Raw genomic sequence first — 17246 nt, forward strand, 5'->3', positions numbered from 1 at the left:
GAATAGAATCCCCGAGCTACCACAGATACATACTAGATTCTTGATTCATAATCTTGAGACGAAACTGTTCAGAGCAAGGCGTTTGCCCAACGCCATAACAAACATGCAACGGCAGCAGATGTTCCTCGCGGGGGTGGCAATAGCGCGCCCCAGTCGCCACTGACCAATGGAGCAAGCGTTCTGCCCGTTCCGCCTCCGTATAGTCAAGACTAGAACAAGTTTGTGCCAACCAGTCCTCAAAAGCCTGGTTGAGTGCCTGAGATTCCTTTGTTGTGGCACCAAAGAACGCTTTCAAGTTGTGGAAAGAAAAACCAGAACCAATCACGAGGACATTCTTCTGGTGTAGAGATTGCAGCGCTTGCCCCATCGCAATGTGAGTAGAAGGCTCAAGGGTATTCACCAGAGATAACTGCACACAGGGGATATCAGCCTCGGGGTACATGAGCTTGAGGGGGACAAAAACTCCATGATCTAGGCCTCTCTCCTCATCCAAGGCAGCCTCAATACCAGCACCTGCCAACAAATGGTAAATTTCCTGCGCTAAAGCGGGTTCACCAGGACAAGGATATTGAATTTGGTAGGATTCTTCAGGAAACCCGTAATAGTCATAAATGAGCGGCGGGTTTTTTCTGGCAGTGAGTGTGGGAATTGTTGTTTCCCAGTGGGCGCTGACCACCAAAAGGGCGTCTGGCTTAGGGATGCTGAGGGCGATATGTCGGAGACAGGCGACCATTTCCTGATGGCCTGCATCTCCTAATAAGGGCATCGGGCCACCACCATGGGAGAGAAAAAAGGCTTTGGGTATATGCGGCATGGTCAAGGGGAAGTGAGTCGTCCTAAAAATTATTCACGGATTTGGATCAGTCTATTTGCGGGTAATACTGAAACAGCAGATGAATATGATCCACCTCACCGTTGAATTCAATCAATTTGCAATTCTATTTCTCGCAAAGTTCAGACAGAATTTCATGGAACCAATTCAGTATCTCACCTGTAAATACCTTGTGTCGGTATTTAGTTGTTAAAACGTCAGATGTGGCTCTACCACTAAAAACAAAATCGTTTCTCATGGATGCTCTTCACTACAATCAGTGTAGTCTGGAAACAATGCGCTTATCTTATATGACGCTGACGTCCCTCTTTTGATGAAGTTGCCTTAATGGGTGAGCGATCCAATTGGCATAAGCAAAATCCCTGTGATATTAATGAATCCAGTCAGTGGGTGCCAAACAGCGATCGCCCCATGTCTACTTTTAACAAAACAGAGATTATTTAACCTTTGCTCGGAAACGAACGTAGCCATAGGCATCATTGGGTATACCAGAACCCGTTGAAGCTTTGACTTCAGGCAAGTTCACGCTAATCGTACCGCTCACATTTTCTGCAGCTGTGAGTGTTGCCGTGGGATTAGCTGGGTTTCTGCAGCCCGTCGGTTCAGTTCCTGGGATAAAGAAGCGTCCTGCATCACTATCATCAGCTCCGGTCAGATTAGTGGAGTTACTGTTGAACTGGAGGTTAATTCCCCAATCAGGTGCACCATAGGTATTGGGAATGTAATCCAGGAATTGCGATAGGCGATCGCAGATTTGGACATTGTTTGCCGAGGCATCTCCTTTATTGAGGAAATAAATTGTGTAATCAACAGTATCGCCTGGTTTTGCCTCTGTCGTTTTTGCCCCTTTCACAAAGTCCACAGGCCAATTAGCATTATCAGCCCCATCCTCAGAGATAACTGCCTGTAAATTCTGACTATTTCCATTGATCGCTGTAATCCGTTTAATAAGGATTAAATCAGGAGCAGTAATATTTTTACCAGTAACAGTCGTTATATCAGTATCAGTGTTGTTATCTAAATTCGGATCAGCTTCATTGGCAAAAACGGTTGCAAAATTTTCAAACGTATCCTGTGCGTCATCTCGTACATAGACCGTTAATGTTAATACTGTCGTACTGTTAGGGGCCAGGGTTCCGTTATAGCTGCACTCAATATCTCTCAAGTCTTCGGGGGTGGGTGGATTTGGTGCCGTAAAACTCACGATTGGACAAGTCCAATTTGTCCCTGTACCAGAGACATAGTAAAGATCATCTGGAAGCTGATCGACTAACTCTATATTCGTAGCATTAGATGTTCCATTATTTCTGACAGTCAACGTATAACTTCCTTGAGTACCTCGTGTGAAGTCACCAGTATGGGCTTTATCAATAGATAAATCTGCACTACCTGTAATGCTGGTGGGGTCTGTGTCGGTATTGTTGTTGGCATTATTATCTCCTGCCGTTATAACCGTGGCTGTGTTAGTGATGATGTCAGTCCCGATTGGGGTTGTTGAACCAACGCTAAAAACAAGATCAATAGTATTTGTTTGACCAGGGGCTAAATCATCATCACTGGTACAGGTGACGATCTCTTGGGTACTAGTATTTCCTTGGGTAGTGACGCTGCAAGTCCACCCCTGGCCAACAGAACTTACATAGGACAGATTTACGGGAAGTGTGTCGGTGATCGTAATAGGGTTAGTGACGGTGACATTCCCAACATTGCTTACTTCTAAGCTATAGGTGCCCTGACGACCGATTGCAAAGCTGTTAGCCAGGTGACTTTTGGTGAGAGCTAGATCAAGATTACGGGTTTGTACAGGGTTTGTTGTACTGTCGTTATCATTATTTGGGTCAGGATCTGGAGTTGTCACAGCATCAACACTAGCTGAATTCGTAATATCGCCAGTGGCAACATTATTTACATTGACAGCTAACGTGATCGCGGCGCTTTGGCCGACTGTTAAGCCATTAGTTTTCGTGCAAGCAATAGCTTGACCAGAGGCGTTACAACTAAAGCCATCGCCAGAACCGGAAACAAAACTCAAATTGTTTGGCAGATTATCTGTAACAGTAATAGCCTCGCCATTGGAAATATTAGAAGGGCCATTATTCGTTACTTTTAGTTCGTAGGTTGCTTGTTCTCCAGCTACTAAACCAGGAATGGCTGCTGGAGGGGGCGAGGAATTTGTAATCGTTGAAATTAATGTTTTAGTGATGCTGAGATCCGCAGCCTGTTGGACAGCAGTCGAGATAGTGTGACGATTTCGACTATTAGAATCGTTGTTATCCAAAATAATGTTAGCGCTGGGTTCTCCTGTTAGGCTTACTTGCGCAGTATTTGAAGTGGGATTAGTGGCAGTACCATCGACAAAAACATTGAGATTAATCGATGTTGTCGCGCCTACGGCGAGGTTACTACTACGGGTACAGGTCACCAGTTGATTAGAAGCCGAACAAGTCCAACCGGATCCGGTGCCGGAGATAAAAGTAAAGCCTGTCGGTAAGATATCGGTTACAGTAATCGGATTTGTCGTCGAGGCGATCGCCTCTGTTGGGCCATTGTTAAGAATATCCAACTGATAAGAAGATGTCTGTCCAATTGCAAAGCTACCGTTGGGGGCACTTTTTGTAATCTTGAGATCAAAATTCGGTGCCACAACGGGAGTCTGCTCATAGCCAAAAGGTTCTGTTAATCCGGTCGTTGTACCTGGTGCATAGCCATTATTTGCTGCATTCGTATCCCCCGTTGTACTCACCTGGGCAATATTCACAAAACTCACAGGAAAAGTTTCTGCTCCAGTCGGAATCCATGTCGCAATCGGCCTAATGCGAATAGTAATCATACTGGAGCTATTCGCTGCTAAAGATGTGCTACGAACGCAGCGCACAATGTTGTTATTGATAGCATCTGCTGCTGGGTTACTGACAGGATTAGCGGGGGTCGGATTTTCGACCAAACAGCTCCAGCCTGTCCCGAAAGCTTCGAGCACCTGGAATCGGTCCGGCACATCATCCACTACATTGATGTCATCAACCGTTGCACTCGAACCGAGATTATTCACCCTCAAAGTGTAAACACCTTCTGCTCCGGCGGTGAAACTTGTAGCACCAGGATCTGTTATTCCATTCACTGCGTCCGTTTTAGTAATACTCAGATCAGTAATATTTAAACGAATCGAAGTAGAAGAAAGATTATCATTTGAATCTGTATCAACAAAAGTTCCATCAGTCTTCGGTGCGCTAACTCGGTTAACAATATTGCTGTTGACAATACCTAATGCTTGTAATTGAGCTAGAGTTTTAATACTGCCCGTAAATGTATAAGTAACAACCCCCGTACCTTTGCTTAAAAAAGCTGTTTTATCAACTTGATATCTTGGGGGATTAGTACCAGATACTAAATTAAAATTGACAGGGTAAAGGCTACCACGCCCTGAATTAGAAACTTGATTATCACAGACTGTTAAAGCTTGACCCTGGCTACCAGCTGCAGAGCAAGTTACCCCCGTTATGTTGATTTCAGGCGGGATAAAGTCTGAAATAGCGACATTAACACCATTTGGACCACCATTGTTATTATTAACGACCGTAACAGTATATTGAATAGTATTGCCGGGGCTTACTGTCGCCGTACAGCTTTCGGTGGTTCCATAGTTGTTAATTCCATTAGATAAAGTACAAGTAGGACTTGGAGGAGCTCCATTAATCTGGGTTAATTGCTTCCGAATTCCAATGTTGTATTTATCATTATTACTAATCAACACAGGCGTAGATTCAGTTGCTGTCTTTGATTGGGTTACCCCGTCGTTAGGGTTATAAACTCCTACAGTATTGATCAGCGAGCTACTAGTCCCAGGGATTGTATTTGTTTGTCTTCCTCGCACAATTAGACTTAAGGTTACGGTTTGACCAGGATTTAAAGTGCCAGGATAGACAAAAGTAAAAAGTCCGCTATTGCCAACGGCACAAGCTGTTCCGCTTGCGGGTAAAACTGGATTATTAATCCCTTGGTTACAAGTCCAGTTAATAACTGAACCGTCTGGCCCTACTCCGGCGAAGGTTGTTGAAGCTAATTCAATAATATTGTTATTGCTGTTCGGTAGAGTTTCGGTGATAGCGATGGGGCCGACAGTTGGTGCAACGCCATTATTTCTTACAGCAATTTCATAGATTAAATTTTCTCCAGTATAGGTTTGACCAGAAAGATTGTAGGTAAAAGCTGCCTCAAAATCATTTTTTGTAATCGTCAAATCAGAAACTGGCAATGTAACCAGAAAATCATCACTGCTGGTGTTATCACTACTATCTGCTTCTGCTGTTGCACTGGTAACGGTCGCTGTATTTTTGATAACAGCGCTAGTACCCGAAGTAATCACACCACCATTCGCTCTGAAAACCAATGGCAAGGAAGGTGCTGTTGTATTACCTGCTAGAGAACCATTGCCCTCAGTATAAGTACAGGTCAGATTTTGGCCATCGATCGCACAATTCCAGGCCGTAGGAATATTCGGATTATCAGCCAAGCTAAAAGTAAGTCCCTCCGGTAGCGTATCTGTAATGACTACCGGCGCTGCAGCTGTTAGGCTACTCTGATTTTGTACAGTGAAAGTGTAGGTAATCGGAGATCCAGAGAGAACCACTGGGGCATTATTACTGGCTGGATTTGCTGCCGCATCAGGACTACTATCTGCTTTTGTTAGCTTCAGATTCGTTGCTTGGATAATGCTCGTGGGATCAATATCTGTATTGTTGGCGAGATTAGGATCAGTGGTTGGACTACTCACTGTTGCTTGGTTAAAGGTATTTACCGCCGCAGTTTCAGTAACATTGACGCGAATACTTAAAGTTGTTGATCCTCCATTTCCTAAATCATTAGGATTAGTACAGGTGATGTTACGTGTTCCTGCACCAGTACAAGTCCAGCCGGTAATTGTCCCTGATTGATTTTCTACGCCAATGGCAGGGCTGGAAGGATTGAAAGTAAAGCCCTGGGGTAATGTGTCAGTGATCACGAGATCACCCCGGGCTGTATCTGGGCCATTATTGATCACTTGGAAGGTGTATGTATTGTTCCCTGGTGTAAAATTACCAATATGGCTTTTGTTAATGACTAAGTCAGCGCTAGGGTTTGTAACATTAAAGTTCACTACCCCAACACCTGAACCAAAGCCGCCATTATAGTGAAAACTACCGCCAGAAAAATCGAGGATAAGATGATTAATTGTGTAATCACCAGCGCCTCCTAAAATCTTGAAGAGATAGCGGGTTTTAACGGTATTCCCTACTTTGCCAGCGTTATTTGGATATTGATCCGGTGTTCCACCTGGCGTAACTTCTGAATAATCACAGACGCTAGAACTTGCTAAATAACCCGGTACCGTAGGATCACTAATCCAACCACAGGCATTGGCGTAGATGCTGGAGTTGTCAGGGTCACCACTAACGTTACTATAATCTGTCTGAACATCTAAGATTTGGAAAATAGCATTGGGAAAATCGGAACTGACCGTTAATTGAGGGTAGGCTGTTGCAGTCCGAGTTGTCAGTTCAAAAGCATACGTGCCGCCGACTTCTACGTCATAGCTACTTCCGCTACCACTTGCACTATCGATCTCGCTAGCGTTGAGTCCAAAAATACTGGCAGCAGTTGCAGGAGCTAATTGGGTAAAACCAAGAACACTATTGCGAGATTGGGAAAGAATTTTTTCAATATAAATTTGTCGAGGATGGCCAGTATCATACTCATTTATAGTGCCTTGATACGGATCTGGATAGCTATTGGTGTCGACTGTCGCGGCGTTGTCAGCGAAAGCTTCAATCCGGTAACGTTGGACTCGATTATAAATATCCGCAGTGCGAGTCAAGGTTAAAACGTAATAAGCATCAAAACAGTTTTTTGGCCTGTTGGTTTGTTGATGATGGTTTAAGGGAGCCGTACCTGTAGTTGATGGGGAAAGATTTGGTACAAGCCATTGATCTTTATAAAGCCCTGTCGTGCTTACACTGATAAGAGGATTAAATGCACCTTCACGAACAAAGCGAATTCTGACATTTTGGGCAGAGGTTGTTGTACTGAGGTTACAAACCCTAGCACCCACGAGAAATTTGTCGGGGCCATCATTGGGATTGTTACTATCTAAGCCAATGATATCCCAGGTAAGGGGTTCGACGCTCAGGGGGCCAGCGGCGATCGCCGGCTGTATATGAAAGATTAAGTTTAATCCAGAGAGTTGAATTGTCAGAATTAGTGTGACAAAAAAGTTGAATAGGAAACGTGATTTTTTTTTCTTTGTTATATGTCTTTTTTTTCGGGTTGAGACAGCGATCGCTTCGGATTGTCGTGGTATGACTTGATTAGAAAAGTTTGATAAAATTCGCTTAAAAACAACAGACCAGCTAAAATCGCTCATAACAGCAAGTAAAGATAGAGGCCATAGCAATACTTTGATGAAAAAATCAAAGGATAGTGCTTTAAATACGTTTGAGGAGCCGATATTCTTTGCCATGAAGTTTTGAGAGCTTAATCTAACTAAAATAAAAACTTGGGTTGTTTAAATTGCTAAATTTTGTAGGAGGGTTTATGTGCTAGGAATAAAATTTTCATGAAGATTACTCATCCAGAAAAGAATTTGTAGTCCAAAGACGATCAAGGTCGATAGTTTGACCTAGCTCGCGACGCTGTTGTCGTCCGCTGATTTGGAATAGATCGTCTAAACGATTGAGGTCTTCGCTGAGTAGGAAGTAGAGGGCTGCTTCTAGGCGGCGGGCTTCTCGCCCAGAAAGGGTACTAGCTTGGGGAGCGAGGCTGAGAAGATTAGCTGGGTCTTCATCCAGACGGCGATCGCCTAAAATTTGCGTTGCCGGTTGAGGATCGTCGGGAAGTTCCCGAACCAGGAGGCGATCGCCTGAAATCTCAGCAATGGAGTCTCGATCAGGGGTCAGACTGATGGCAAATTCGGTGATCGGATTTACGGGGATAACCTCCGCAAGGAGCAAAGCGTCGGGATTTTCTAAGGGCGCAAATCCGATGATCCATTCAGGAATATAGGTAAAGTTGGGTCTGGATTCATTTAGGCGATCGCCCAGACGATAGCGACCTTCTGGGATGGTAGAAATTTCGTCACTATCGAAAACAGTGAGCCTGGTGGTAATTGTCAAGGGTTGAGGAGCAGACTGCTCTGTAATAGGCATAGACGCATTTTGGGTCACTGGGGTTAAGCTGGCCAATTGAGGTAGCCCCTGGTCGATCAAATTCCCGATGAGGGGATTGCCACCTAGTTGGGTCAAAATGGCCTGGAATGTTCCCACCGAGCCGCTCAGAGTAAAGGTCACCGGAACCGTCTGGGAACCACGCCCCAAGGAGCGAATCATCAGGCGATCGCCCCCAACGCCGCGACTAAGAAGATATTGACGAGCCGCCTGCAACCGCTGGGCCGTGAGATTATCAGCTGTGAGTTCTACTAATGGGGGCAAGTACCCTTGGATATCCAGCTTCAGATCAGAATATTGCCCCAAGACAGTGACCAAACTATCTAATACCCTCTGTCCTTCCAGAGACACATTCGTGCTGCCTTGATTAAAGGCGATCGCCTGGGATACATCTAGGCGGAGTGGCCCAGTAGCTTGTAGATCGGTTTTTGGCCGGGGAATGTCTGCCCGTAACTCCCGGATTTCTGGTCTTTGGGCGATCGGTTCCTGACGACCAAAGCCCCCAAACAAACTATCGAGTTTTAGGGTTACCCCCGCATAGAAACCGCCATCGGAGCGACTACCCGAAAAATCTCGGTCATTGTTCACTTGGCCAGAACTGTAACCCACTGCTAACCGTAGATTAGATGTTGCATAATAACCCACCTCTGCGAGCCAACCCATTTCGCTGTAACCCGCCGTGTGCTGGTTGAGCCAACGAATACCCCCCGTAATATCAACATTGCGGTTGAGCAGGTAAGTTGCCCGGAGCTGTGCCAAAGTCGCCGAACTGGCAGCTTCGAAGTTATCGGCCAGTTGGAGAGTAGAATTTCGGAACCCAAGCTTGCCATAAAATTCCCAGCGGTGGTCAGGAGCATAGATCGCCTCCGCTGCGAATAAATGTTCTGTGACATCTTGCCCCTGGCCGATTAAGAGCGTTTCGGGAATGGTATCCGGATTCTTGCGGTACTCATAGCGGAGGAGAGCGTTAAATTTGTCCGTGTAGGGATTGCGGTAGGCCAATCCTAAACGGAGATTTGTTGTAGGCGGTAAACCCCGAGTTGCTTGGCCCGCGGCAAAACGGCGGTCGAAATTTGCGAGGGCTGTCAGGGAGGGAGAAAGTTTCCCTTGAACCAAAGCATTGATGTTGCTGGTACTGCTGCCGCTCGTATTGCGGAACTCATAACCTGCTTCAGCCTGGAAATTATCCCCGCCCCGGTAGCGGCCTCGGATGGTCAGACTGTCACCGCCGCGCACGCCCGTCACCAGGGAAGCCCCTTGACCCACGGCCCCATCACCCTGACCAAAGAGGTTACCAACGACTTTTTCGTAGCCCAGGTCGAGGTCAAAATTCTCAAAGATTGCCCAGTTGTGCTTCAGACCGAAAGCGAGACTATCGCGCATCCCCACATCAAAGCGTTCAATGTCGTAGCGCGCCGTCAAGGTGGTGTTATGCCAGGGTTTGTATTCTCCATTGAGACCGACACTGGTGGTGCTTTGACCTGCGAGGCTGCCGCTGTGATACCAGTTTTGGTTCAGGTTAAGGACAATTCCTTCGGCGATACGCCAATCAAGGCCGATTTGACTGCGATCGCTAAACACTGCGTCAGAATTTGCTGAGAGGGTAGTTTGGTTCAGTAAACGTAGGTTGAGACGGGAGTTTAGGGGGGTAGTGAAGTTGGTGCGCAACTGGGTAGAGCTACCGTCATTCACCGGATTGATGTAGTCTGTGCGATCGCGGAACAGCAGATCGACATTGAGACTAGACTGACCAAAGCGTTGGGCAATACCCGCAGAAATAGTGGTGAGCTCATTGTTGACAAAGCCGTCGGGAATCCCTTCCTGGCCTGCATTGATCAGATCACCAAGGGTAACGATGGGGCGAATACTTACCCCTTGATTTTTTTCGTGGTCATAGCGGATGTTAAGGCGAGTATTGGGAGACAATTGGGCGTTGAGATCAGCCCCATAGCGGGTTTGCCCCGGCACAAAACTAATGGTGGCGTTGTTGGCAAAACTACTATCCACCCGGCGGTAGTAGGCGCGGCCCGTAAAACCATCGGCAAACTTGGCATCCAATTCAAAGCGGTAGGCAGCACCGGAGACAGCTCCCATTTCTGAAGAACTGTTTTGGCTCTGGGCGTATTCCCCAATAAATTTGTAATTTTCTCCCAGGTGAATCTGGGCATCGACACCATAGAGACGAAAATCCCGCTCCCCTTGACCTTCGTGGAAATAGGTCGCGCCGATCCAACTGGCTTGGTTGGGGGTGCGGTTGAAGTGATAGCGTAACCGTCCGCCGTAGAGGACATTATCTTCGCCGCTTTCGTTTTGGTAGGTGATGATGATCCGCCGCACGAGGATTTCCCCGTTATCTCCCACCTCAGTACGGCGCACTGGCTCGGTAAAAATGATCGTCCCTCGGTCATAGTCAATGTCATAGTCGAGACTCCGCTGGAGGCGATCGCGCCATACGACAATTCCTGGTCGTTCTAGTTCTTCGAGTTCAAAGAAAACCTCCTCGCTGCCAGGAACCACGAGGCGTTGGGTGAGGAAATAGAAACCACTACTACCATCGGGAATCAGGGTATCCCGTTGAAACGCTTCCCCCCCTTGGCTGTAGAGGGCCGAAATTTGCAGATCGCCGAGATTGTAATTCAGCTTTGCCCCTTGAAGTTGGCGGCTGAGGGCGCTGAATTCTTGGGAGCTGGTGGCAAATTCCTGGGCGGTACTATAGTCCCCCCACATGATGTAGTCAGGGTCGGTGGCTCCTTCGAGGCGAGGCGATCGCTCTAGGCGCAGGAAAAAACTGTCCTGGGAGGGGGTGAGGTTGCGGACGGTGGAGTTATCCCCATAGGTGGGATAGGGTTTTTCGGAGCTTTGGTCAGCGCGGAATAGCCGATTGGTACAGGTTTCACAAGTTTCATTGAGGGGGCGATCGCTATTCAAGGCCGCCGTGAGGAGCCAATCCCCAATCTTGCCTGTGGCAAAGGCGGCTCCGCTTAGATCAAAGGTAGTATTGCTGTCCCTATCGGGGTTGAGAAAATCGCGGTAACTGCTGAAATAGTCCGTATTGTCGGCCCCAACCCGGAGGCTAATCACCCCAGTGAGAAGACTAGGGCGCAAGGCCGCTTCGAACTGCACCTGAGTGTAGGCTTCCAGGTCAAACAGCCGGGCGCGAATCTGCACCGGGCCACTGTCGAGGGAGGATTGGAGTGTGGCGGTAAATTCCCCATCCTTAGCATCGACTTGAAACCCAGGCGCCCCGGGGCCCGCGTCTTCACCGAGAAATTCTCCGGCAGTGGCTTCGAGGGTGATTTGGCCGCTCCCATTAGTACGGTTGCCATTTTTATCCAGCAGCGTTCCCTGGATTGTCACGGGCGATCGCCCGTCAGCAGGAACCCGGGTTTCGAGGGTCGAGAGACGGAGTCTGGCCACATCACCGGGGGATTGCACCTTGGCGGTACTGGCGGCGGTGTTGCCATTGAGAGTCGCCGTCGCTTCCAGGAGATTATCCCCGGGGCCAAAGATCACCCCGTACCAAGTCTGGCGCACCATGCCAGTGCTATTGTTGGTTTCTAGCTGGCCGATCTGGTTGGGGTCAACAGAGCTTCCGTTGACACTGAGGGTGGTACGACTGCCCACGGGCACCTCGATCACCACGGCGCTGGAGTTGCTGTCTAAAACTGTGCCCTGACTGGGGCTAATAATTTGCACACTTGCTTGGCTAGGGCCAGGACTCACTGGAGAAATCTCTAGTTCAGACTCTGATTCGTTGAGGGGTGTTGGAATTACTTCTGGTTCCGTGTCCAGTTCGACGGTGACGGGATCAGGTACTTCTGCGAGGTACATTTCCCCTTGGACATTGCCAGTCAAAGTTTTGTCCAAAACAACTTCAAAAGGAGTCCCTTGGGATGTCGTCTCGGTAGGAGCAAGCATCACCCCCTGGATTTCGGCGGTGTTAATATCTGGAACTTTCGCGGTTACAGCATTAAACCAACCACCAAGGGCAAAAATCGAAGTGCCTAGGGGAACGGAGAAGCGTTTTTTCATGGGGCTGCTCCGGGAACCAAGGGAGTCACAGCGAAATTTAAGCGGGCTAACCCACCAGGTTCAAGGCGAACAGTACGGCTATAGCTGCGGTCTTCGGCGATAAATGTTTCGTTAGGGGCAGGGGCATAGCCAGGGACACTGGTCAGGTCAAGTGCTCCAGAGTGCCAGCCCGGAAGAACATTACTAATAGAAAATAGGCCGTTATTGTCAGTGACAATGCGATTGCCATTGTTGAAGAAAACCACAGCATTGGGGATGCCAGGTTCGCCATACTGTTGTTCCCCATCAAAGTTTTTGTCCTCAAAGACCCGCCCGACAATTGTGCCGAGGTCAGAAATGAGGCCATCACGGACGCCCATGACATAAATTGCTGGGCCGTCGCGGACGGTAAAGTTAATGTCTTCACGTTGTCCTTCCACAAAAGCCACGTTGCGGCCATCGCCTCGGATCGCATCGGGGGTGACTTCCACGGCGTAGACGATGCGGGTGAGGGGATTATTTTCGGGGGGTTCACCACCGGGCAGTGGTTCGAGAAAAGTAAAGGTAATATCCTGGCCACTGATGGCTGTATTTAAGGCGGCCGGATTTTCGCCGATCGCCCCTTGAACTGAATCTTCAATGAGCTGGAAACCAAGGGGAAGGCGATCGCGCACTTCTACATTTTCAAGGTTGGTGGTAGTGCGATTTGTGATCGCTAAACGGTAGATCGCGATGCCCCCTGGTTCTACGGTGGCTTGGTTGGCGGTTTTTTGAATGGCGATCGCCTGCTGTTGACAGAGAGGTACTTCTGCAGCAAGCAAATTTAGGGGAATCGACGCACCGCCTAAGGGATCTTTTAGGCTGGTTTTTCGGAGTGTTTTAGTTTGGGGTAAAAATGCAAGGGTTCTTGATTGATCGAGGTAGCCATTGGCGAGGGGGGGCGGTTGGTCATCAAGGGCAGTCACAGTGTAAGAAAAAGAAGTGTCTGTCACCGCCGTAATCCGGATTTGGATGGGCCGCTCATCGACGAAATTACCAGGGGCGGGTGTCACCATTAAAATAAATGCTTGACCAACGCTTACCTGGTCTGGCCGCAAGCGGAAATTGTATTGTCCCTGCAGGCTTGGATCTAGAAGCTCTGTGTCGCCCAGATCAAAGGGATTTTCGTTATTGGGGTTTACGCCAGCTGCCATCGGGATTAAAGGCAGCGTCGCAGCGGGGTCGAGGCTCACCAGAGGGCCCAAGTCCGTTTGTAGGGGGCCAGTCGCTTCGTAGAGCGCGACCTTAAAACCGCTGTAATCATTAAACAAATCACCATTACAAAGGGTCACTCGGCCAATACTCGGCGGGGTCGAGGGTTTGAGGGAACCATTGACACTCATGGGGTTGCTGCTGGTGCGGCTCGGCTGGGTATCGGGGCCAAATTGATAGGTGGCCTCGGCGCGATTAAAAATAATGCGGCTGGGTGCTTCAGGTTCAGTTGAATTAGTGGGTTCTTCGGTCTGGGCTAAAAGGAAATCTTGGCCCCCAGTGAGAGAAATCCCCATACAGGCGATCGCCAGAAAAGCGTGCCAAAATTTAGCTGGTTGATGATGTATAAAAAAAGCCATTAAATTCGGGGATTTCCTTCTTCTCTCGGTCACAACAAAAAAGTATTAACGGACACGCACCTGATATTGCCCACTCACGGCAGCGCGGGCAGGGACAGCATTGCGGAAAGTCCAGCGCACATGGGTATAGCGTTCTGCTGGGGCGGGGCGGGTCTCCACTCGGCCATTGGGCAGGGTCACTTGAATCGTTGGGTTAGCGCTATAGGTCTGGCCACCATCGATGCTAAAGGTCACGGTGGCGCCACCCACAGCAGCAGCTGAACCCATTACATAGACAGTGTTTTCAGGTAGATCATCGGTGAGCACCAAGCCAGAAAGCGGCTGATCAGTGCGGTTGTTACCATTAACGGTGTAGCGGACGATATCACCAGGACGTACCCGGGGAGCAGGCCGCATAAAGCCGCCTTCAAGACTCCGCCATGCGACTCGTTCCTCGCCCCGCCAATTACGTTCGGTAGTACGCAGGTGGCCTATCAGTTCTAGATTTAGGGCTTGCTGTTGTTGAGTTTGAGCAAAAACAGGCTGGGAACCGACCTGGCCGACATGAGGCGATACAACGCCAAAACTAAGGGAAATGCTCGCTAGGAGGAAAAATAAAGGTTTCTTCATCGTGCTAAATATCTCTTTTTCTAATTTGAGTAAACTGGCAGAATTTGCCTTGGGAGGCCGCCAGAAAGCAAGCTGGGAGAAAATCCCACCTGCACAAGAAAAGATCTGTTGTGAAACTCAATTGAGTTTCACAACAGATTTGTAAGGGTTAGTTAATGCGTCGCTGGAAGGTGAACGTACCCGTACCACCAGGATTCACAGTGCCCACATTGTTGATGTATTGGGTGACATCAGTAGAAGCTGTTGTGCCAGTTTGTTGGATACCTAGGACTGCAGGGTTACCGTTAAAGAATTGGATTGCACCAGCAGAGGCGATCGCCGTGCCGACCCCAGCATGGCTAGTATCGATAACACCATTGATGTCATTATCCAGAGCCCAGTTATTTCCGGTTCCTGTATCGCCCGCAGTACCACTAATACCGCTATCTTCAACAACAACATTGTTCGCCGGTAGAAGCGTATTACCAGAACCACCGCTAGGAGCTGGTGTCGCAATATTGGTGTAAGTAATGCGATATTCCAGGGTGTCGCCAGGGCCAGGCGCCGGGTTAATAATGCTTGCATCCGCAACAAAGTTAGATGTTGTGCCATTGCTGTAGCGTACCCGGACTTCTTTGTTCAGTTTCAGGTAACCAGCATAAAGGCGATCGACCTTAATGTTGCTAATCAGCCGTTCAGCATCTGCATCAAAGGTGTTGTTCTGGTCATTGTTGACATAGGCGATCACTGGGATGCTGTAAGCATCAAAGGCACTGGCACCAGGTAGATCGACTGTAACGGTGTAATTGAGGGTCTGACCTGCCGTCAAAGTCGCAATGGAAACTTGAGTCCCCGTAGTGAGATCAAAAGTTCCTGTACCAGGCGCTGTATCATCGTTCCAGGTATAAGTTGCAGATTGACCACCAAGAGTAATCGTCACGGTTGTACCGTCGGGAATATCGATTGCGCCGCCATTAACATCAACGCTGCCATAGTCACAGGTGGCACAAACTAGGTTGGCTTCTGTGGGACTGATGGGCCGCAACACGACATTGTTGAAGTCGGTGACCGAACCATTGGAGACGGAGTTATTGAAAATAACAGCAGCGGGGTCAGGAACGGCTTGACCGAGGGTGGCAGGTTCTGTGATCGACTTTTCAACGAAATCATCGTTATTGTTGGTTGGGCCGACGGCACCCGGTGTTCCGCCAGGGCCATTCAACAAATTAGCGGGCTGTGGCTGGAAGATATTGTTTAGATCCAGCTCATTTGGTTCACCCTTCTCAGTATCATTGCCACCACCATCATTCGGGCGATCGTCATAGGGGTCAGATCCGTCTTCTTCAGCAGCATTCCCTAAATCTGTGGCGGGATCGTAGTCACCATAAGGATTGCCATTACTGGGATTTTCACCCAAGAAGTTGTTGGGGTTTTGATCACCAGATTCATCGAAAACAATATTGTTATCTGGATCGCCGTTTGTTTGACCAAAGATTTGAGCTAAGTTTCGGACTGTCGGATTTTGTGCATTAGTTGCTTGGAGGGTAAAACCAGTGACAATCGTCCCAGCAGGAATTGCAGCATTGGGAGCTGCTGTACTACGGATGAAACCAACCCGGGTGATTTTAGAGGTTGCACCAGCTCCATTCAGTGCCGCTGTTGAAGTGTCATACCATCGCGCATCAAGAGCCGCAGTAGTCAAAGCTTCTGCGGTGTAAACGATAGTCCAACCTGTGGGGGCAATGGGCGGTGTTGTGAGAACAAAATCAGCGTCGGATGGTCTTGCATCAGAAACAAGCACATATTCACCAGCAGTTCCATTAACGGTGATCTGTGTACCTCTAAGACCAGCAGGGGTAAAGTTGCCTTCATAACCAGAAGGCAGCTCTCTCTCAACCCGGAAACTGAGGTTATAGGTGATCACGTCATCTGTGATGTCCGGATTTGTACCAGGATTGATACTGGATACTGACTTCAGCACGGTTGCTAGAGCAAGGGGCCTCGGTGCATTTTGACCAATTGTCAGCGGCTCAGAAGTATCGGCAGCCTCACGGTTACCATTGATCGCCGTTGCGGGTTCAATGGCGCCATTTTCTAACTTGACTGTCCGGACTTCATCATTATTAGAACTGTCAAAATTATCAGGTTGGTTCTGGCTCGCAGGGCTGCCATCGTTCGGGCCGGTGTTCCCAAGAGTGACAGAGACTTGGCCACTGGCTGCATTGTTGACAGTCCCTTGGACGATGATCGTGATGGTTGCATCAGCCGCAATGTTCGGGATAACCCAGCCAGCTCCTGTAAAGAAAGTGGGCGTAACACCAGGATCAATAGTCACTGGCGCTCCCGGTGAATATGCCCCAGCTGTTGTAGTCACCGCGTTGAGGATGCCATTATCTCCTAGGAAGAAGTTAGGAACACCATCACCATCGGTATCAATGTAAGTACCAGGATTTTTTGTCAGGTTTGTGCTGGCAATATTTGTGCTTAAAGGGATGAAGATTCCAGTCGAAGCGTTGCCTGTGTTTGTGACATTGAAGGGAAATTGGAGAATGTCTCCAGAAACGACGCTATTACCATTGAGATCTGTAGGCGCCTGGGCGATGTTGGTAAGACCCGCGACTTCGGCAACAGTAATCGTAATCTCATTGGAAATCGACTTGAGCTCAACACCATTTGGATCTTCGTAAGTTGCGGTGGCAGTATTGCGGATTTGGGTATTAGCTGCGGTCCCTGCTGCAAGGGCTTGGGGAATGAGCTGGAAATTGCCCGCAGCCATTAGTCCAGAGATAACGAGAGGACTGGCTAATTTATGGATTAAGGTTCTTTGGGGTAATTTTTTGGGCGATCGTCGGGACTGGGATTTCAAATTGGGACTCCTCTGGAAAAAAATTCGTAAGAGCATAAGCTCAAAGCAAGCAAAAAACTTACTTGCTACTTTGCCATTGGGCTGCTTTAAGCATATTTGGTCACTGATTTAGACCAGTTTTATTAATATCTATACGCACACTA

Annotated in this window: 6 protein-coding genes and 1 pseudogene; all 7 read right to left on the reverse strand. The window is 48.3% G+C overall.

What is annotated here, in order from left to right:
• Window positions 1-16 precede the first annotated feature (16 nt).
• Window positions 17-814, reverse strand: a complete 798-nt coding sequence (locus ACZ45B_RS14000) for a DODA-type extradiol aromatic ring-opening family dioxygenase (RefSeq protein WP_024546307.1) — start codon at window positions 812-814, stop codon at window positions 17-19.
• Between the two features lie 49 nt (window positions 815-863).
• Window positions 864-1070 (reverse strand): annotated as a pseudogene (gene tnpA / locus ACZ45B_RS14005) (IS200/IS605 family transposase); the annotation flags it as partial.
• A gap of 198 nt (window positions 1071-1268) precedes the next feature.
• Complete coding sequence (locus tag ACZ45B_RS14010; RefSeq protein ID WP_464675028.1) at window positions 1269-7325, reverse strand: beta strand repeat-containing protein; 6057 nt, start codon at window positions 7323-7325, stop codon at window positions 1269-1271.
• 103 nt (window positions 7326-7428) lie between these two features.
• Window positions 7429-12060, reverse strand: a complete 4632-nt coding sequence (locus ACZ45B_RS14015; protein ID WP_024546305.1) for a hypothetical protein — start codon at window positions 12058-12060, stop codon at window positions 7429-7431.
• Window positions 12057-13649 carry a DUF11 domain-containing protein gene (locus tag ACZ45B_RS14020; protein ID WP_051352943.1) on the reverse strand — a complete coding sequence of 531 codons (1593 nt, stop codon included), beginning with the start codon at window positions 13647-13649 and terminating at the stop codon, window positions 12057-12059. Before ACZ45B_RS14020 ends, ACZ45B_RS14015 begins: the two co-directional genes overlap by 4 nt.
• A 45-nt stretch (window positions 13650-13694) precedes the next feature.
• The gene (locus tag ACZ45B_RS14025; protein ID WP_024546303.1) at window positions 13695-14258 is read right to left on the reverse strand and encodes a DUF11 domain-containing protein; all 564 of its coding nucleotides are present in this window, start codon (window positions 14256-14258) and stop codon (window positions 13695-13697) included.
• Between the two features lie 148 nt (window positions 14259-14406).
• The gene (locus ACZ45B_RS14030; protein ID WP_148293434.1) at window positions 14407-17103 is read right to left on the reverse strand and encodes a DUF7925 domain-containing protein; all 2697 of its coding nucleotides are present in this window, start codon (window positions 17101-17103) and stop codon (window positions 14407-14409) included.
• Window positions 17104-17246: the final 143 nt, after the last annotated feature.

It is taken from the genome of Picosynechococcus sp. NKBG15041c, from assembly GCF_055380235.1.